The 18,934-nt window shown below is 64.0% G+C and carries 19 protein-coding genes; 13 read left to right on the top strand and 6 right to left on the bottom strand.

Going from position 1 to position 18,934, the window contains the following annotated elements; all coding sequences use genetic code 11:
• From hyi to UW3_RS0120265, 10 genes are all read left to right on the top strand, one after another.
• The gene (hyi, locus tag UW3_RS0120310) at nucleotides 1-783 is read left to right on the top strand and encodes a hydroxypyruvate isomerase (protein ID WP_010225103.1); all 783 of its coding nucleotides are present in this window, start codon (nucleotides 1-3) and stop codon (nucleotides 781-783) included.
• Between the two features lie 153 nt (nucleotides 784-936).
• Nucleotides 937-1,830: a 2-hydroxy-3-oxopropionate reductase gene (locus UW3_RS0120305; RefSeq protein ID WP_010225102.1), complete on the top strand. Its 894-nt coding sequence runs from the start codon at nucleotides 937-939 to the stop codon at nucleotides 1,828-1,830.
• A 172-nt stretch (nucleotides 1,831-2,002) separates the two neighbouring features.
• A complete protein-coding gene (locus tag UW3_RS0120300; protein WP_010225101.1) occupies nucleotides 2,003-3,283 on the top strand; it encodes a glycerate kinase type-2 family protein in 1,281 nt (426 codons plus the stop codon).
• Entirely contained in the window at nucleotides 3,273-4,688 is a 1,416-nt protein-coding gene (gene pyk / locus UW3_RS0120295) for a pyruvate kinase (RefSeq protein ID WP_010225100.1), read from the top strand. The genes UW3_RS0120300 and pyk overlap by 11 nt, the downstream gene beginning before the upstream one ends.
• Nucleotides 4,689-4,829: 141 nt before the next feature.
• Nucleotides 4,830-5,717 (top strand): urea transporter, encoded by an 888-nt coding sequence (locus UW3_RS0120290; RefSeq protein ID WP_010225099.1) that lies wholly within the window; start codon nucleotides 4,830-4,832, stop codon nucleotides 5,715-5,717.
• 44 nt (nucleotides 5,718-5,761) lie between these two features.
• Entirely contained in the window at nucleotides 5,762-6,586 is an 825-nt protein-coding gene (locus UW3_RS0120285) for an ion transporter (RefSeq protein ID WP_010225098.1), read from the top strand.
• A gap of 93 nt (nucleotides 6,587-6,679) precedes the next feature.
• Nucleotides 6,680-7,681, top strand: coding sequence for a sulfate ABC transporter substrate-binding protein (locus UW3_RS0120280; protein ID WP_010225096.1), 1,002 nt, complete (start codon nucleotides 6,680-6,682; stop codon nucleotides 7,679-7,681).
• 159 nt (nucleotides 7,682-7,840) lie between these two features.
• The gene (locus UW3_RS0120275; protein ID WP_010225094.1) at nucleotides 7,841-8,227 is read left to right on the top strand and encodes a DUF2946 domain-containing protein; all 387 of its coding nucleotides are present in this window, start codon (nucleotides 7,841-7,843) and stop codon (nucleotides 8,225-8,227) included.
• A gap of 102 nt (nucleotides 8,228-8,329) precedes the next feature.
• Nucleotides 8,330-10,498, top strand: coding sequence for a TonB-dependent receptor (locus UW3_RS0120270; protein ID WP_010225092.1), 2,169 nt, complete (start codon nucleotides 8,330-8,332; stop codon nucleotides 10,496-10,498).
• A 10-nt stretch (nucleotides 10,499-10,508) separates the two neighbouring features.
• Complete coding sequence (locus tag UW3_RS0120265; protein WP_010225090.1) at nucleotides 10,509-11,972, top strand: PepSY domain-containing protein; 1,464 nt, start codon at nucleotides 10,509-10,511, stop codon at nucleotides 11,970-11,972.
• Nucleotides 11,973-12,034: 62 nt separating this feature from the next.
• Here UW3_RS0120265 and UW3_RS0120260 read toward each other — a convergent pair whose 3' ends face one another.
• Nucleotides 12,035-12,964 (bottom strand): class I SAM-dependent methyltransferase, encoded by a 930-nt coding sequence (locus UW3_RS0120260; protein WP_010225089.1) that lies wholly within the window; start codon nucleotides 12,962-12,964, stop codon nucleotides 12,035-12,037.
• A 167-nt stretch (nucleotides 12,965-13,131) separates the two neighbouring features.
• Here UW3_RS0120260 and UW3_RS0120255 point away from each other — a divergent pair, with 167 nt between their 5' ends.
• On the top strand, nucleotides 13,132-13,785 hold the full coding sequence (locus UW3_RS0120255; protein WP_010225085.1) for a DsbA family oxidoreductase: 654 nt from the start codon (nucleotides 13,132-13,134) through the stop codon (nucleotides 13,783-13,785).
• Here UW3_RS0120255 and UW3_RS27380 read toward each other — a convergent pair.
• Complete coding sequence (locus tag UW3_RS27380) at nucleotides 13,782-14,687, bottom strand: LysR family transcriptional regulator (protein WP_010225084.1); 906 nt, start codon at nucleotides 14,685-14,687, stop codon at nucleotides 13,782-13,784. The genes UW3_RS0120255 and UW3_RS27380 overlap by 4 nt on opposite strands.
• A gap of 118 nt (nucleotides 14,688-14,805) precedes the next feature.
• Entirely contained in the window at nucleotides 14,806-15,003 is a 198-nt protein-coding gene (locus UW3_RS29105) for a class I SAM-dependent methyltransferase (RefSeq protein ID WP_010225083.1), read from the bottom strand.
• Nucleotides 15,004-15,072: 69 nt separating this feature from the next.
• On the opposite strand from UW3_RS29105, the gene UW3_RS0120240 reads away from it, so the two are divergent.
• Complete coding sequence (locus tag UW3_RS0120240) at nucleotides 15,073-15,765, top strand: alpha/beta hydrolase (protein WP_010225082.1); 693 nt, start codon at nucleotides 15,073-15,075, stop codon at nucleotides 15,763-15,765.
• Here UW3_RS0120240 and UW3_RS0120235 read toward each other — a convergent pair.
• Nucleotides 15,752-16,657: a DMT family transporter gene (locus tag UW3_RS0120235; RefSeq protein ID WP_010225081.1), complete on the bottom strand. Its 906-nt coding sequence runs from the start codon at nucleotides 16,655-16,657 to the stop codon at nucleotides 15,752-15,754. The two genes, UW3_RS0120240 and UW3_RS0120235, sit on opposite strands and share 14 nt — an antisense overlap.
• Nucleotides 16,658-16,788: 131 nt before the next feature.
• Here UW3_RS0120235 and UW3_RS0120230 point away from each other — a divergent pair, with 131 nt between their 5' ends.
• Nucleotides 16,789-17,226, top strand: coding sequence for an Lrp/AsnC family transcriptional regulator (locus UW3_RS0120230; protein ID WP_010225080.1), 438 nt, complete (start codon nucleotides 16,789-16,791; stop codon nucleotides 17,224-17,226).
• A gap of 99 nt (nucleotides 17,227-17,325) precedes the next feature.
• On the opposite strand, the gene UW3_RS0120225 is transcribed toward UW3_RS0120230, so the two are convergent.
• Both UW3_RS0120225 and UW3_RS29800 read right to left on the bottom strand, forming a co-directional pair.
• Nucleotides 17,326-18,237 carry a transporter substrate-binding domain-containing protein gene (locus UW3_RS0120225; protein WP_010225079.1) on the bottom strand — a complete coding sequence of 304 codons (912 nt, stop codon included), beginning with the start codon at nucleotides 18,235-18,237 and terminating at the stop codon, nucleotides 17,326-17,328.
• A gap of 35 nt (nucleotides 18,238-18,272) precedes the next feature.
• Nucleotides 18,273-18,934, bottom strand: a 662-nt coding sequence (locus UW3_RS29800; protein WP_010225077.1) for an FAD-dependent oxidoreductase, incomplete at its 5' end; no start/stop codon positions are given.

Below are 18,934 nucleotides of genomic sequence, written 5' to 3'. Positions count from 1 at the left end.
ATGCCACGTTTCGCCGCCAACCTGTCCATGCTGTTCACCGAGCAGGACTTCCTCGCCCGTTTCAAGGCCGCTGCCGACGCCGGCTTCAGCGGTGTCGAGTACCTGTTCCCGTACGACTTCAGCTCGGCTGAAATCAAGCAGCAGCTCGATGCCCACGGCCTGACCCAGGTGCTGTTCAACCTGCCGGCCGGCGACTGGGCCAAGGGTGATCGCGGCATCGCCTGCGACCCGGCCCGCGTTGCAGAATTCCGCGCCGGTGTCGATCTTGCCATCGCCTATGCCCAGGTACTGGGCAACACCCAGGTCAACTGCCTGGCCGGCATCCGCCCGCAAGGCCCGGACTGCGCCACGGTGCGCACGACCTTCGTCGACAACCTCAAGTTTGCCGCCGACAAGCTGCAGGCCGCCGGGATCAAGCTGGTCATGGAAATGATCAACACCCGCGACATCCCCGGCTTCTACCTGAACACCACCCAACAGGCGCTGGAGATCCAGGCGCAAGTTGCCAGCAGCAACCTGTACCTGCAATACGACATCTATCACATGCAGATCATGGAAGGGGATCTTGCCCGTACCGTGGAAAGCAACCTGGCCAAGATCAACCACATCCAGCTGGCCGACAACCCGGGCCGCCACGAGCCAGGCACCGGCGAGATCAACTATCGCTTCCTCTTCGAACACCTGGACCGCATCGGCTACCAGGGCTGGGTGGGCTGTGAATACAAGCCGCTGACCACCACCGAAGCGGGCCTTGGCTGGCTGAAGACCCATAACGCGATCTGACGCACTGACGGGCCTCGACAATCCCTGTGGGAGCTGGCTTGCCAGCGATGAGGCCCTCACAGCTACACCGCATTGTTCCCATCGCTGGCAAGCCAGCTCCCACAGGGGCCCGGCCCGCCAGCCGAGATTGAATAATTACAAGAGGCATTTCTCATGGCTAAAATCGGATTTATCGGCACCGGCATCATGGGCCGGCCAATGGCGCAGAACCTGCAAAAAGCCGGGCACAGCCTGTTCATCTCCACCCACCACGATGCCGCGCCTGCCGACCTGGTCGCCGCTGGCGCCGTGGCCCTGGCCAACCCGAAAGAAGTGGCCCAGGAAGCTGAATTCATCATCGTCATGGTGCCCGATACCCCGCAGGTTGAAGCGGTGCTGTTCGGCGACAACGGCGTGGCTCAGGGCGTGGGCCCGAACAAGGTGGTGATCGACATGAGCTCGATCTCGCCGACCGCCACCAAAGCCTTCGCCGAGAAGATCAAGGCCACCGGCGCGACCTACCTCGACGCCCCGGTTTCCGGCGGTGAAGTCGGTGCCAAGGCCGCGACCCTGAGCATCATGGTCGGCGGTTGCCCGAATGCCTTCGAACGCGCCCTGCCGCTGTTCCAGGTCATGGGCAAGAACATCACCCGCGTCGGCGGCAGCGGCGACGGCCAGACCGCCAAGGTCGCCAACCAGATCATCGTTGCCCTGAACATCCAGGCGGTGGCCGAAGCCCTGCTGTTCGCCGCCAAGAACGGTGCGGACCCGGCCAAGGTGCGTGAAGCACTGATGGGCGGTTTCGCCTCCTCGAAAATCCTCGAAGTACACGGCGAGCGCATGATCAAGGGCACCTTCGATCCGGGCTTCCGTATCAGCCTGCACCAGAAGGACCTGAACCTGGCCCTGCAAGGCGCCAAGGAACTGAACATCAACCTGCCCAACACCGCCAACGCCCAGCAAGTGTTCAGCACCTGCGCCGCGATCGGCGGCGCCAACTGGGACCACTCGGCGCTGATCAAAGGCCTGGAACACATGGCTAACTTCTCGATCCGGGACGAAAAATAAGCTGCAAGCCCCAAGCTTCAAGCGGCAAGAAAAAGCAGGCCGCGCATCGATCTGCTTTCTCTTGCAGCTTGTAGCTTGAAGCTTGTCGCTACCAGCGCCCCTGGATATGCCTGCACGGAGGCGGATCCCGGGGCGCTGTCGATTCTGAAAAACAATAAGATTGGAGCCTGCCATGTCGGTCGATCCGCAACACTTTCTGCGCGAGCTGTTCGCCACGGCCATCGATGCCGCGCATCCCCGCCAGGTCCTTGAAGCCCACCTGCCCAGCGACCGCAGCGGTCGCGTTATCGTCATCGGTGCCGGCAAGGCTGCCGCCGCCATGGCCGAAGTCGTCGAGCGTGCCTGGAAGGGCCCGGTGTCCGGCCTGGTGGTCACCCGCTACGGCCACGGCGCCAGCTGCTCGAAGATCGAAGTGGTCGAAGCCGCCCACCCGGTCCCGGATGCCGCCGGCCTGGCCGTGGCCAAACGGGTGCTGGAAATGGTCAGCAACCTCACGGCTGACGACCGGGTGATCTTCCTCCTCTCCGGTGGCGGTTCGGCGCTACTGGCACTGCCCGCCGAAGGCCTGACCCTGGCCGACAAGCAACAGATCAACAAGGCCCTGCTCAAATCCGGCGCGACCATCGGCGAGATGAACTGCGTGCGCAAGCACCTCTCGGCGATCAAGGGCGGGCGCCTGGCCAAGGCCTGCTGGCCGGCCACCGTTTACACCTATGCGATTTCCGATGTACCCGGGGACCTGGCCACGGTGATTGCCTCCGGCCCGACCGTGGCCGACCCGAGCACTTCGGCCGAGGCCCTGGCGATCCTCAAGCGCTACAACATCGAAGCGCCCTCAGCGGTCACCGCCTGGCTGAACAACCCGGCGTCCGAGACAGTCAAGGCCGATGACCCGGCCCTGGCCCGCAGCCACTTCCAGCTCATCGCCCGCCCCCAGCAGTCGCTCGAAGCCGCCGCGGTCAAAGCCCGCCAGGCCGGTTTCAGCCCGCTGATCCTTGGCGACCTGGAAGGCGAATCGCGCGAAGTGGCCAAGGTCCATGCCGGCATCGCCCGGCAGATCGTCCTGCACGGCCAACCGCTGTCGCCGCCTTGCGTGATCCTCTCCGGTGGCGAAACCACCGTGACCGTACGCGGCAATGGCCGTGGCGGGCGCAATGCCGAGTTTCTGCTGAGCCTGACCGAAAGCCTCAAGGGCCTGCCCGGGGTCTATGCCCTGGCCGGTGACACCGACGGCATCGACGGCTCCGAAGACAACGCCGGCGCCCTGATGACCCCGGACAGCTACGCCCGCGCCGCGGCATTGGGCCTGTCGGCCAGCGATGAACTGGACAACAACAACGGCTACGGCTACTTCGCCGCGCTCGATGCCTTGATCGTCACCGAGCCGACGCGGACCAACGTCAACGATTTTCGCGCCATCCTGATTCTCGAGAGTGCCCGACATGACGCCTGATAAGAAAGTCAAAATCCTTGCCACCCTCGGCCCTGCGATCAAGGGCATCGATGACATCCGCCAGCTGGTCGAGGCCGGGGTGAACATCTTTCGCCTGAACTTCAGCCACGGCGAACATGAAGACCACGCCCTGCGCTACCAGTGGATCCGCGAGGTGGAGAGCCAGCTCAACTACCCGCTGGGCATCCTCATGGACCTGCAAGGGCCCAAGCTGCGCGTTGGCCGCTTTGCCGAGGGCAAGGTCCAGTTGCAACGCGGCCAGGCCCTGCGTCTGGACCTGGACAGCACCCCGGGCACTGCCTCGCGGGTCAACCTGCCGCACCCGGAAATCATCGCCGCGCTGGAGCCGGGCATGGACCTGCTGCTCGATGACGGCAAGCTGCGCCTGCGGGTGACCGCCAAGCACAGCGACGCCATCGAGACCGAAGTGCTCAACGGCGGTGAGCTGTCCGACCGCAAGGGCGTCAACGTGCCGCAAGCGGTACTGGAGCTGAGCCCGCTGACCGCCAAGGACCGCCGCGACCTGAGCTTCGGTCTGGAGCTGGGCGTGGACTGGGTGGCGCTGTCGTTCGTCCAGCGCCCGGAAGACATCGTCGAAGCGCGCCAGCTGATCGGTGACCGCGCCTACCTGATGGCCAAGATCGAGAAACCTTCGGCGGTGACCCAGTTGCGTGCCATCGCCGAGCTCAGCGACGCGATCATGGTCGCCCGTGGCGACCTGGGCGTGGAAGTGCCGGCCGAAAGTGTGCCGCAGATCCAGAAAAGCATCATCAACACCTGCCGCGAACTAGGTAAACCGGTGGTGGTGGCTACGCAGATGCTCGAATCGATGCGCTTCTCCCCGGCCCCGACCCGCGCCGAAGTCACCGACGTGGCCAACGCCGTGGCCGAAGGCGCCGATGCGGTGATGCTCTCGGCCGAGACCGCCTCGGGTGACTACCCACTGGAAGCGGTACAGATGATGAGCAAGATCATCCGCCAGGTGGAGAATGGCCCGGACTACCAGGCGCAACTCGACGTCGGCCGGCCGAAAGCCGAAGCCACCGTGTCGGACGCCATCAGCTGCGCGATCCGCCGCATCAGCGGCATCCTGCCGGTGGCGGTGCTGGTCAACTACAGCGAGTCGGGGGCTTCGACCCTGCGCGCCGCCCGCGAGCGGCCACGGGCACCGATCCTCAACCTGACCCCCAACCTGTCCACCGCCCGGCGCCTGAGCGTTGCCTGGGGTGTGCACTCGGTGGTCAACGATCGCCTGCGCCAGGTCGACGAAATCTGCTCCACCGCGCTGGAAATCGCCCAGGCCCAAGGCATGGCCAGCCGTGGCGATACCCTGTTGATCACTGCCGGTGTGCCTTTTGGCAAGCCAGGGTCGACTAACACGCTGCGGATCGAGACCTTGATCTGAAGGTGAGGCCTATCGCGGGTCAAGCCCGCTCCTACAGGCCTGTGGGAGCGGGCTTGACCCGCGATGAGTGCAACACAAACCCCAGGTGGGACAACCCGGCCCAAAGAGGCGCCCCACTCCACATCAACCCAGACTGCCCCCATGTACACCAAGAATTTCGTCAACCCGTGCCCCGACTGGGCCACGGCCTTGCTCAACGGCTTCAGCCAGGTGCTGCTGCAGCGCAATCCGCTGTGTGGCCTGTGCTGCTTGCTGGCGATTACCCTGACCGCGCCCGACCTGGTCGGTGGCGCCTTGCTCGGTGCCCTCGCCGGGCTGCTGACCGCCCAGCGTCGCGGCTACAACCGCAGCGACCGCCAGGCCGGCCTGTACAGCTACAACGGCGTGCTGATCGGCCTGTTGATCAGCTATGCCCTGCCCTGGTCGGCGATCCTGCCGCCCCTGATCATCGCCGCCGGCGGCCTGAGCAGCATGCTCGTGCACCAGTGGCTCAAGCGCGCCGGCCCCCGGCAACTGCTGCCCGCCTACACGGCGCCGTTCGTCTTGCTCGGCTGGGCTGCGCTGGCCATGGCCGAACCCGCCAGCGCCGCCAGCACCAGCGTCGAGGCCAACCCTCTGTTCGCCCTGGCGCGCGGTCTCGGGCAGATCTTCTTGCTCGACCAGCCCCTGGCCGGAGGGCTGATCGCCATCGGCCTGCTGATTTCCAATCGCTACGCAGCAGTCTGGGCCCTGCTCGGCTCGGCCATCGGCGGCAGCGTGGCGTTGCTCGGTGGCGAAGCGATGGCGGCCTATAACGGCCTGTTCGGCTTCAACGCTGCCCTTGCCGCCCTGGCCTTCAGCCAAGAGCGCCAGCGGCCCTGGTTGCCGCTGCTGGCCATCGTCCTGGCGATTGCCCTGCAACCGGCGTTCAGCCTGCTGCCAGTGCCCGGTCTGACCGCGCCGTTCATCCTCGCCTGCTGGCTGCTGCACGGCGGTGGCCGCCTGCTGCGCCTGCCGGCGTCCCACAGCCGGCGTCGCTTGCACAGCTGAGGTGCAGCCCCTAGGCTCTGCCCATCTGCCTTTGGAACGAGCCTATGGACACCCCTTCGAGCTGGCGCGAGCGGCTCTACGTCATCGTTTTTCAAACCGACACGGTCGCCGGCCGGCGCTTCGACAGCATCCTGCTGCTGATCATCCTTGCCAGCCTGGTCACGGTGATCCTCGACAGCATCGACGAGGTGCACCAGCGCTATGCCGGGGTACTGGCGGCCATCGAATGGGGTTTTACCGCGATCTTCCTGGTCGAGTACCTGATCCGCCTGTACTGCTCGCCCAAGCCCTTGCGCTACGCCTTCAGTTTTTATGGCCTGGTCGACCTGCTGGCGATCGTGCCGGGGATCATCGCCCTGTACTACAGCGACGCCCAGTACCTGCTGATCATCCGCGTCATCCGTATGCTGCGGATCTTTCGCGTGCTCAAGCTCAGCCCGTACCTCAAACAGGCCCATTACCTGCTCGCGGCCCTGCGCGGCAGCAAGCAGAAGATCATCGTGTTCTTGCTCAGCGTCTCGACCCTGGTCACCGTGTTCGGCACCCTGATGTACGTGGTCGAGGGCCCCGAGCATGGCTTTACCAGCATCCCCAAGGGCATCTACTGGGCCATCGTCACCCTGACCACCGTCGGCTTTGGCGACATCGTGCCCAAGACCCCGCTGGGCCAGGTGCTGTCATCGATGGTGATGATCACCGGTTACTCGATCATCGCCGTGCCCACCGGGATTTTCACTGCGGAGCTTGCCAACGCCATGCGCGGCGAACAACTGCAGCACGACTGCCCGGTGTGCCGGAAAAACAGCCATGAACACGGCGCCGCATTCTGCTCGCGCTGCGGCAATGCGCTGTTCAGGAAAACGCTATAAGCAAAGCACTTTTTAATCTTTTAGCGCCTAAAGCCCAACCGCTATAGTCGCTGGCATAATGCCTTTAACGCCAACTCGAACAAGGAATGCGCAGTGAAAAAACTCTTCAGTGCCTCGCTTCTGGCCGCCGGCCTCGCCTTCGGCTCCCTGGCCCAGGCCGCTCCGGCACCGTTGCTGAACGTCTCCTATGACGTGATGCGCGACTTCTACAAGGACTACAACGCCGCGTTCCAGAAGCACTGGGAAGCCGAGCACAAAGAGAAAATCACCGTGCAGATGTCCTTCGGCGGCTCCAGCAAGCAGGCCCGTTCGGTGATCGATGGCCTGCCGGCCGACGTCATCACCATGAACATGGCCACCGACATCAATGCCCTGGCCGACAACGGCAAACTGGTCCCGGATAACTGGGTCACGCGCCTGCCGAACAACAGCGCGCCGTTCACCTCGGCTACCGTGTTCATCGTCCGCAAGGGCAACCCCAAGGCCCTGAAAGACTGGCCCGACCTGCTCAAGGACGGTGTCCAGGTCATCGTGCCGAACCCGAAAACCTCCGGTAACGGCCGCTACACCTACCTCTCGGCTTGGGGCTATGTGCTGAAGAACGGTGGTGACGAGAACAAGGCCAAGGACTTTGTCGGCAAGCTGTTCAAGCAGGCACCGGTGCTCGATACCGGTGGCCGCGCCGCCACCACTACCTTCATGACCAACCAGATCGGCGACGTGCTGGTGACCTTCGAGAACGAAGCCGAGATGATCGCCCGCGAGTTCGGTCGCGATCAGTTCGAAGTGATCTACCCAAGCGTTTCCGCCGAGGCCGAGCCGCCGGTGAGCGTGGTCGACAAGGTGGTCGACAAGAAAGGCAGCCGCGCCACCGCCGAGGCCTACCTGAAGTACCTGTGGTCGCCAGAGGCTCAGGAAATCGCCGCCAACAACTACCTGCGTCCGCGTGATGCGGCGGTACTGGCCAAGTACACCGACCGCTTCCCGAAAGTCGACTTCCTCTCGGTGGAGAAGACTTTCGGTGACTGGCGCACCGTGCAGAAAACCCACTTCAACGATGGCGGGGTTTTCGACCAGATCTATACCGGGCAGTAAGGGCCTCATCGCCGGGCAAGCCCGCTCCTACTGAATGTGTAGGGGCGGGCTTGCCCCGCGACAGCTTCGCGCAATACAACCCGCCGCCGCAGAAAGTCACCGAACAACAGGCCTGATTCGGCTTTAACGCCTGCGGGCATCGGTGCTAAAGTCGCGGCCATGAACCGCACCCCCTCCGACCGCCCGCTGATTGCCTGGACCTTGTACTTCTGTGTCCTGTTCAATCTGTTCGCCTGCGGTTTCGGTCACGGGCAGATGATGGGCTTGCAGCTCAATGGCATTGGCGGCGCCTATTGCTCAGCCATGGGCACCGCCGGGCCGACACTGAAAAGCGATTTCGGCGATCAGGCAGTAGCCGGCTGGGACAGTATGCAGACCTGCCCGGTGTGCGCCGCGGCCGTGGTGTGCCTGGGCCTTGCGCTGGTTATCGGCTGGCTGCTGGCGGTCAGCCGTGTACGCCGCTATCACCGCGAACTGCGCAGCAAGGCGCCGCCGCGTTATTGCTGGCCCGCCGCCAATCCCCGCGCCTCCCCGCTTCTGGCTTGAACCTCCTGGCAGCTCCCCGGGCTGCCTGAAACCGGCCGTTTTTTTGCTGCGCCTGCCTGACAGGTGCAGGCGGCCGTTGGCTCAATTTCCAGAGTGTGATTCATGCCCTACTCCTATCGCCTGTCCGGTTGCGCGGCACTGCTGTGCGCGCTGTCCTTCAATGCTGTGGCCGAGGCGCCGCTGACCTTGCCTGACCTGCGCATCAACAGCCGCGCCGACGCCGAAGACGGCGTACTGCTCGACACCCCTTCGCAAACCGGCTCGCGCCTTGGCCTGACCCCGCGGCAAACCCCGGCTTCGGTGAACATCGTCAACCGCCAGCAGATCCAGCAGCGCGGCGCCCAGACCACCCAGGACGTGCTCAACGGCGTGCCCGGCATGACCGCCGCCTCGCCGCCCGGCTCTGCCGGCTCAGTAGCTTATCGGGGCTTTTCCGGGGCACAGATCACCCAACTGTTCAACGGCATCAGCGTGCAGTACGACTCCATCGCCGCGCGCCCGGTGGACAGCTGGATCTATGACCGGGTCGAAGCCGTCGGCGGGCCGTCGAGCTTCCTCTTCGGTGCCGGTGCCGTCGGCGGCTCGATCAACTACATCACCAAGCTGGCCAGTCGTGACGAGAACTTCAACGAAGGGCGGATCACGTACGGCTCCTACGACAGCAGCGAAACCTCGTTCGGTTTCAACCATGCGCTCAACGACGGCGACGGCATCCGCAACTACGCCCGCCTGGATTTCAGCCACAGCAAAAGCAATGGTTATGTCGATCGCGAAGAGCGCGATGCCTGGACCGTGGCGTTCTCGCTGCTAACCGACATCAACGACCAGCTGTCCCACACCCTGGCCGTGGAGTATCAGAACGAAACGGTCGACAGCCCCTATTGGGGCAGCCCGGTGCTCAACCCGCTGGGTGGCGAAATGAAGGTCGACGAGAGCCGCCGCTTCGAGAACTACAACGTCGAGGACGGCCGCTACGAACAGCGCGTGCGCTGGCTGCGCTCGATCACCGACTACCGTTTCAACGACACCACCTCGCTGCGCAACACGCTCTACCACTACAACACCGAGCGTAACTTCCGTAACCTCGAAACCTACGCCTACAACGCCGACAACAGCCGGGTAAACCGCTCCAACGCGCTGCTGCAACGCCACGACCAGGAGCTCAACGGCAACCGCTTCGAACTGTTGCACGAGGGCCAGTTGTTCGGCTTGAACAGCCAGTGGTCGGCGGGCCTGGACTACAGCCACAACGTGCAGATGAGCTACCCGCGCTCGATCACCGGCATTTTCGACAGCGTCGACCCGGCCACCTTCGAACCCGGGCATTTCTATAATCTGAACGGCATGGTCCCGGGCTATCAGAAGAACCGCGAGAACACCGTCGACACCTGGGCGGCTTTCGTCGAAAACCGTCTGCAGCTGACTGAGCGCCTGTCGCTGCTCACTGGTTTGCGCTACGACCATATCGACCTCGATGTGCATAACTACCGCACGGTCGATGCCAACAACCCGCTGGACTTCCAGCGCAGCTACGAGCCCACCACCGGGCGCATCGGCCTGGTCTACGAGCTGACCCCGGCGGCCAACGTCTACGTGCAGTACAGCACCGCCGCCGACCCGCCCTCGGGCATGCTCAGCACCGCCAGCTTTGCCTCGGTACGCGACTTTGACCTGAGCACCGGCAAGCAACTGGAAGTGGGCAGCAAGTTCAGCTTCCTCGACGGTCGTGGCGCCGCCACCGTCGCCGCCTACCAGATCGAGCGCAAGAACCTGGCCACCGCCGATGCCGCCAACCCCAGCGTCACCCAGCCGGTGGGCAAGCAGTCTTCGCGCGGGGTCGAGGTGGCCGCCTCGCTGCATGTCACCCCGAAGCTGTTGGCCGAGGGTAACTTTGCCTATGTCGACGCCCAGTACGATGAGTTCAACGAGAACGTCGGCGGTCGCTCGATCTCGCGCAAGGGCAACACCCCGACCAACATCCCCGAGCGGGTTGCCAACCTGTGGCTGACCTACGACATCGACCCGAGCTGGCAAGTCGGTGCCGACAGCCGCTATGTATCTTCGGTGTATGCCGATGCAGCCAACACCCGCTATGCGCCGTCATACACGATCTTCGGCGCCTTCCTCGGCTTCAAGGTCGATGACGACACGCGCATCACCGCCCGGGTGCGCAACCTGACCGACGAGGTGTACGCCCGCTGGACCTCCTCGAGCATGCTCTACCTCGGTGCCCCGCGCACCCTTGAGCTGGCCGTGCAGACGCGCTTCTAGGACGCCACCGATGAAACGTTACCTGTACCTGTGGCACCGCTGGCTGGGCATCGGCTTGTGCCTGTTCATGGCGCTGTGGTTCTTCTCGGGCATGGTCATGCTGTATGTCGGCTACCCCAAGCTGACCCCGCGCGAGCACTTCGCCCATCTACCAGCATTGCGCCTGACAGACTGCTGCGTCGACCTCGGTACTGCCCTGCGCAGTGCCGATGCCGAACGCAGCCCCGCGAGCATCCGCCTGAGCATGGTGGCCGCGCAGCCGCGCTACCTGTTCAGCTATCCGGGCCGCGCCAGCGTGGCGGTGGATGCCCGCACGGGCCAGCGCCTGCAACCGATCGAGCGCGAACAGGCCCTGGCCAGTGCTCGTCAGTACGACGCCGTGGCCACGGCCAGCTATCGCGGCGCAGTGTTTGAGGACCTGTGGAGCCACTCTCGCGCCCTCGACGCCGAGCGCCCGTTGCAGCGGGTACAGCTCGACGATGGCGAGCGCACCCTGCTGTACATCTCCGGGCACACCGGCGAAGTGGTGCGCGATGCCAGCGCCGTGGAACGCGGCTGGAACCTGGTCGGCGCCTGGCTGCACTGGCTGTACCCGTTGCGTGGCATCGGCGTGGACGGCCTGTGGAGCAATCTGGTGATCTACCTGTCGCTGGCCGCCACGCTGATGGCAGTGCTCGGTGCGGTGATCGGCATCCTCCGTTGGCGCCTGCGCAAGCCCTATCGCAGTGGCTCGCGCTCGCCCTACCGTGGGTTTGCCCGTTGGCACCATATCGGCGGCTTGCTGTTCGGCGTGCTGGCGATCACCTGGATCTTCAGCGGCCTGATGTCGATGAACCCGTGGCGGCTGTTCAGCAGTTCAGTGCCGCTGAACGTTGCGGCGTATCAAGGCGGGCCGTTGTCGGCGGCGGCTTTTCCGGTGTCTGCCAGTGAAGCGCTGATGCGCTTTGACCAACAGGGCTTCAACGCACGTGAACTTGAGTGGCGCTTGATCGCTGGCGCGGGATACCTGGTCGCTCATGACGGCGCCGGGCGCACCCGGGTGCTGTCGATGGCCGACGGCCAGGTGCTCGAGCGCCTGCCCAGGGAGCTGCTCGAGCATGCAGCGCAAGCGTTACTGCCACAGGGCCAGATGCACAGCGAGCAGCTAGAAGCCTACGACTTCTACTACTACGCCAGGGCCGAACAGAGCATGCTCGGGCACCTGGAAAAACGCTTGCCGGTGTTGCGCGTGCGCTTTGCCGACCCGCAGCAGACCTGGCTGCATCTGGACCTGTACACCGGCGAGGTACTGGGCGTGCTCGACCAGCCGCGGCGCGTGTCGCGCTGGTTGTTCTCGTTGCTGCACAGTTGGGACTGGCTGCCGCTGTTGCAACAGCGCCCGCTGTGGGATGCCTGGATGATCGCCTTCAGCCTGGGCGGGTTGGTGCTGAGTGTCAGTGGTGTGGTGCTCGGCTGGCGACGGTTAGCCAAGTAGGAGCGGGCTTGCCCCGCGATGCGCGATGGCTGACAGAATGCTATCGCGGGGCAAGCCCGCGCCTACACAAGGTCCCTGAACACCAACGCCTTGAGCCCGCCCGCCGGATCGCTATCGGGGAACTCCGGCGGGTTGGCCAGGCGTTCGACGAAGGTCAGCCCCGGCGCTTCTGCGGCCATGCCGTCGACGAGGAAGTCCGGGCCGATCGCCGGGTCGTTGACGCAGGCCAGCACCGTGCCGCCGTCGCTCAACAGTTCCGGCAGGCGCCGCAGGATCTTGCGGTAATCCTGGGTCAGGACGAAGCTGCCTTTCTGGAAGGTCGGCGGGTCGATGATGATTAGGTCATAGGGCCCGGACTTGCGCACCTTGCCCCACGACTTGAACAGCTCATGGCCAAGAAAACTCACCTTGCCCAGGTCATGGCCGTTATGCCGATGGTTGTCGCGCCCGCGGCTCAACGCCGAACGCGCCATGTCCAGGTTCACCACCTGCTCGGCACCACCGGCAATCGCCGCCAGCGAGAACCCGCAGGTGTAGGCGAACAGGTTGAGCACGCGCTTGCCCACCGCCTGCTCGCGCACCCAGCGCCGGCCATAACGCATATCGAGGAACAGCCCGGTGTTCTGCTTAAGGCCCAGGTCCAACTGATAACGCAGGCCGTCCTCATCGATCAGCCAGTGCTCACAGGGTGTGCCGAGCAACCACTGCCCGGGGCTGTCCGGCAGGTAGCGATGCTGGAGCAGAATCGCCTGGCCACTCCAGCAGGGTGCTTCGGCCAGGGCCAGGAGCATGTGCTCCAGCGCCGGTAACTGGCCCTCGGGCGGCTCGCGAAACAGCGACACCAGCAGCACGCCCTGCAACCAGTCCACCGTGATCTGCTCAAGCCCCGGCCAGCAGCGCCCGCGCCCGTGAAACAGGCGGCGGGTTTCGGCCGGCGCCGGGTCAAGGGCGGCGAGCAGGTGCTGGTGGAGGGTGTCGATCACAGAGGTCATGGGCAGATTCAATCGGGTAAAGCCGCCTATTCTACTCTGCCCCGCCGGTGACAGCAGGCCGTTCGGCCATTGATGAACACGATGGGTGAGTGTGGCCGGTTTTTGTCGCTTTTTTTGCCCGCCGCCGTTGCCGATAGTGCCCGCACCTTCACTCGCGGATCTTTGCCATGTCTACCCTGAAAATCGAATTCTTCCACGATGTCGTCTGCGCCTGGTGCTTTGTCCTGGCCCCGCGCCTAAAACAGTTGCAAGCCGAGTTCGAGCTGGATATCCAGCACCGCAGTTTCATCCTGCAAAGCAGCCGCGAGGCGATGATCCAGCGCTTTGGCTCGATGCCCCAGGCCAAGGAAACCATCCTTGATCACTGGCAGGCCTGCGCCCGCGCCGAGGACGAAAAACGCATCAACATCCCGGGCATGCGCGAGCAAGACTTCGAATACCCCAACGGCCTGCTCGCCGCCACTGCCTGCCAGGCAGCCCATGCGCTGGCTGGCAATGCCGGTCACGAACTGATGTTCGACCGCCTGCAGTGGGCGCACCTGGTCAAGAACCGCAACATCGGTGACAAGGCCACTGTGCTGGCAATCGCCGCAGAGGCCGGCTTCGATCCACAGGCCTTCGCCCACAGCTTGCAGCACGATGCGCCTGCGTTGCTGGAGCGGGATCTGCGCCAGGGTCGCGAACTGGGCTTGCGCTCGGTGCCCTCGCTGGTGATCGCCGAGCGCTTTCGCTTGTCTGAATGCCTGACCCTGAAGCAGTTGCGCCAAGTGCTCAGCGACATCCGCGACAACCTGGACAAGACCGAGGCGATTTTGTCTTAAGGTGCGCAGCGGCTATTGCAGCGCTGGCATAGCTCCCCCAGCACCTGCACCAGCAGTTGCACGTCGGGGCTGTGCCGCAGCGCTTGCGGGTAGCCAATGTACAGCGGCACTTCCCGCTGGCGTTGATGCTGCAGCGCCACGCGGCGCAAACGCCCGGCAGCCAGCGATTCATTGATCGCATGCTCGGGCAGCCAGGCAAAGCCCATCCCGCGCTCGACCAGGGTGCAGGCCGCCGCCAGGCTGCTGACCGTCCAGCGCTGGGAGGTGCCGAGCCAGCCGCTGTTCTGCGGATGGCGGGTGCCCGAGTCACGAATCACCACCTGCCGATGCGGCTGCAAATCCGCAAGGCCCAGCTCGCCCTGGCTGGCGGCCAGCGGGTGATCGGCGCCGACCACGCAGACCAGTTTTACCGTCAGCAGCAATTCCTGCAGGTAACCAGCGGGCAGGCTGCTGGCAATTCCCAGCTCGACCTTGCCGTCTTCCAGCAGCTCGCCCGCACCAGACAATGCGGTTTCATACAGGCGAATACGATAGTCCGCGAAAGTTGCCGAATACCCCTGCAAAGCCTCTTGCAACAGCTCGAGCGGGAACAGTACATCGACCGCCAGCGCCAGCTCGTTGAACAACCCCGGCTGGTACTGATTGGCCAATTGTTCAAGCTTTTGCGCCGCGCCGAGCAAATGCTTGGCCTGGGGCAGCAACGCCTGGCCCAAGGGGGTCAAAACCGCCTTGCGACCCTCGATGATGAACAGCTCATGGCCGAGCAGCACCTCCATGCGATTGACCGAATGACTGACCGCCGACTGGGACTTGAACAAATGCTCGGCAGCCTGCAAAAAGCCGCCGCACTCGACCGTGGCGACAAATGCACGCCACTGCTCGAGGCTGATTTTGGAAAACATGCCTACCTCCCTGTATGCGCGTTCAACGTTGCGCGGCCACCAGGCACAGCATGGGCCAGGGTGAAGCCGGCGCCTACCAGCTGATTGAGCAAGGTGCCCGGGGTGCGGTGATACTTGATCACGCCATCGGGCGCAAGGCCGCGTGCACGTTGGCGAACAGACGCGGCAGATCGTCGATGTAATGCAGGGTCAGGGAGCTGTAGGCAAGATCGAAGGCGGCCTTGGGCAATTCCAGGGTGTCGAGGTCTGCGCGCGAGCGCCCCGGCTGGCTGTAGCCATGGAAAAAGTCCGGGTTGTCGTAGATGTTCTGGGCCATCGGCGCGGTCCTTCATAAGCAGTCATAAGCATCTACACTAGCATTCCACCCCTGCACTGGAGAATGATCATGAGCGAGACCCCGTCCATTGTCCTGGTCCATGGTTTCTGGGGCGGCGCCGCCCACTGGAGCCGGGTCATCCTCGAACTGTCACGCTTGGGCCACCGTAACCTGCATGCCGTGGAAATGCCCCTGACCTCACTGGCCGACGATGCCGAACGCACACGCAAGATGGTCGCCTCGATTACGGGCAAGGTGCTGCTGGTCGGGCACTCCTACGGCGGCGCGGTGATTACCCAGATGGGCAACCAGGCCAATGTTGCGGGCCTGGTCTACATTGCCGCCTTTGCCCCCGAAAAAGGCGAAAGCCCAGGCAGCATCACTGCCAACAACCCGCCTGAAGCGGCAGCCAACCTGCAGCCGGATGGCGATGGCTACCTGTGGATCAAACCCGACAAGATGCATGAAAGCTTTTGCCAGGACCTGAGCAAGGACGAAGGGCTGGTCATGAGCGTGACCCAGAAGGCGCCGCTGGCCAGCACCTTCGGCGACACCATCGGCGACCCTGCGTGGCAACACAAACCCACCTGGTACCAGCTCTCGAGCCACGACCGGATGATCCACCCGGACAACCAGAAACTCATGGCTGAACGCATGCAACCCAAGGAGTTGCTCACGCTGGACGCCAGCCATGCCTCGCTGGCCTCCAGGGCCGCCGAAGTGGCAGCCCTGATCGACCGTGCGGCGGTCAGTCTGGCTTGACCGCCGGAGCCTTGAGCGCGGGCTTGAACCACCAGCCTTGCTGCATACCGGCCGCGGCCAGCAGGATCGCGGCCACCCCCAGCCATTGCAGCGGCTCCAGGCGATGGCCGAAGGCGAACCAGTCGACGAAGATCGCCGCAATCGGGTAGATGAACGACAGCGCCCCGGTCAAGGCGGTCGGCAGCTTCTGGATCGCCCCGTACAGCAGCACGTACATCACCCCGGTGTGAACGATGCCCAGGGTCACCAGGCTGGCCAGCGCGCCGGCATCGCCCGGCAGGCCGCGGGTGTTAGCCCAGGGCGCCAGCAAGAGGATGCCGGTGCACACCTGGATCAGGGCAATCAGGTGCGGTGGGGTGCCGCTCAGGCGCTTGATGATCAGCGCCGCCAGCGCATACAGAAACGCCGCGCCCAGGGCCAGGGCAATGCCCAGCAGGTAGTCGTTGCCGCTGCCGCCCTGGTTGCCATGGGCACTGACGATCGCCAGCATCCCGGCAAAGGAAACCGCCAGCCAGAACAGCTTCGGCACGGTGATTTTCTCGCCGAGAAACAGCGCCGCCAGACCCACCAGCATGAACGGCTGGACGTTGTATACCGCCGTGCCGATGGCAATCGAGGCCCGCGAGTAGGAGGCGAACAGCAACACCCAGTTGCCGACGATGGCCACGCCACTGAGCACCGCCAGGGCGAAGGTGGTCAAGGTCAGGAGATTGGGCTTGAGAAAACCCATGGCCAGGCAAATCAGCAGCAAGGTGCCGGCGCCGAACACGCAGCGCCAGAACACCACATCCAGCACCGGTTGCCCGGACACCAGCACGAACCAGCCAATGGTCCCGGAAATCAACATCGCGGCGACCATCTCAAGCGACCCACGGCGTATTGAACTGTCCATCACTCACCTCCTTGACGATGGGCAAATTATGACAAGGGCTTCAGGGCCCGTTCCAGTGGATAAAACAGGCTAGACTGAACCTCTACCTTTACTATCAAGGCAGATTTTGTTTTTTGCCTAACGAGGCCAGTATGACCGACGACATCGACCAGCTGTTGATCAAGGCGCTGATGGAAGACTCGCGGCGCTCGCTTAAAGCCCTGGCGCAGCTCAGCGGCCTGTCATCCCCCAGTGTCAGTGAACGCCTGCGCCGGCTTGAAGAGCGTGGCGTACTCACGGGCTACACGGTGGAGATCGACCCGCGCTGTTTCGGTTACCAGTTGCAGGCGATCGTGCGGGTGCGGCCGCTGCCAGGGCAACTGCAGGAGGTGGAGCGGCAGATCATGGCCATCCCCGAATTCACCGAATGCGACAAGGTCACCGGCGACGACTGTTTTATCGCGCGCCTGCACGTGCGCTCGATGGAACAGCTCGACACCGTGCTGGACAAGCTCAACAGCCATGCCGAAACCAACACCGCGATCGTCAAGAAGACCCCGGTGAAACGACGCTTGCCGCCAATGGCCTGAAGCTGTATGCACTCGATCCTGTGCTGACCGCACTGGCCTCATCGCCGGCAAGGCCGGCTCCCACAGTGGAGTTGTGTGTACCCTGCAGGGCCGGCGGCGTTACTGCACCGGCTCACTCGACGGCCTGGCAATCAGGCCCTTCAATTCACTGGTCATCGGAAACTCCAGGTTAAGGCCATTGGGCGGGATCGGCTGCTGGAACCAGCGATTGTAGATGCCCTCGATGCGCCCGCTGCGATAGACATCCGCCAGCGCCTCGTTGACCAGCGCCAGCAGGCCCTCATCGCCCTTGCGCACCATGCAGCTGTAGATCTCCTTCGATTGTGCCTCGCCCACCACCACCCAGTCATGGGGGTTGCGCGCCTTGGCCCGCTCGCCGTACAGCAGCGCATCATCCATGTAGAACGCCGCCGCGCGCCCGGACTGCAGCATCATGAAGGCCTCGCCATGGTCCTTGGCGCTGATCACCGAGGCGCCAAGGTTGTGCTCCAGGTTGTAGTTTTTCAGGTACTTCTCATTGGTGGTGCCGGCGGTGCTGACCACGTTCTTGCCCTTGAGGTCATCAAGGCCCTGAATGCCGCTGTCCTTTTTGGTCAGCAACTGGCCTTTGACGAAGATAAAGCCATACGAGAAATCCACCTGTTTCTGCCGCTCGGCCGTGACCCCGGTGGTACCGCACTCCAGATCGACCGTGCCGTTCTGCACCAGTGGAATGCGCGTCTGCGAGGTCACCAGGTTGTAGCGCACCTTGAGCTGTGGCACTGCCAGCTTGGCCTGCAGGTGCTTGACGATTTCAGCCGCCAGGTCGACCGAATAGCCCATGGGTTTGCCGCTGTGATCGCCCACATAAGAAAACGGAATGGACGAGTCGCGATAGCCGAGGGTGATGCTGCCGGATTCGGCGATCTTCTTCAGGCTGCCGGTGAGCGGCGGCGTTTCGGCCAGAATGGGCTGCGCGAAGCACAATGACAGGGCAAGCAGAGCAGGACGGTGCAAACGGGTAATCGACATCGGGACACTCCTTGCGGTTGTTGTTCTTGTTCAGTTCAGGCCGCCCGTGGGGTAAGGCCGTGCAGGTCGATCGACGGCGTACGGCCGCCTATCAGTTCGGCCAGCAGCCGGCCACTGGCACAGGCCAGGGTAAAGCCCAGGGCGCCATGACCCAGGTTGAGCCACAGATTGCGGTACGCCGTGGCACCGAGCAACGGCACGCCACTGGGGGTTGCCGGACGCATCCCGGCCCACTCGCAGGCATGTTGGTAGTCGGCGGCCTCGGGCAAGGTCGCCACGGCCAACTGGCGCATGCTGGCCAGCCGCGCTGGATCGGGCGCTTCATCAAAGCCGACGATATCGACCATGGCGGCGATGCGCAGTTGGTCTTCAAGGCGGGCATAGACGATCTTGCGGTCATAGTCGGTGATGCTCACCTGGGGCGCCTGCTGCCCGGCCTTGATCGGCGCGGTCAGGCTGTAGCCTTTGAGGGGATAGATTGGCAGGTGCAACCCGGGCAGGCCGAGGCTGGCACTGCGGTGCCCGGCACACAGCACCAGGCGCTCCACCGGCAAGACCTGCTCACCCAGTTCCAGCGCCTGCACCACCGCGCCGCTGTAACGGATGCGCGTCACCGTCTGCCCGAGCCTCATGCGGCATTGCCCCGACGCCTGCAAGCGCTCGACCAGGGCCAGGCAGAAGCGGTGACAATCGGCGA

The sequence above is a fragment of the Pseudomonas donghuensis genome, assembly GCF_000259195.1.
Taxonomy (GTDB): Bacteria; Pseudomonadota; Gammaproteobacteria; order Pseudomonadales; family Pseudomonadaceae; genus Aquipseudomonas; species Aquipseudomonas donghuensis.
This window is presented reverse-complemented; position numbering and strand designations above follow the sequence as displayed.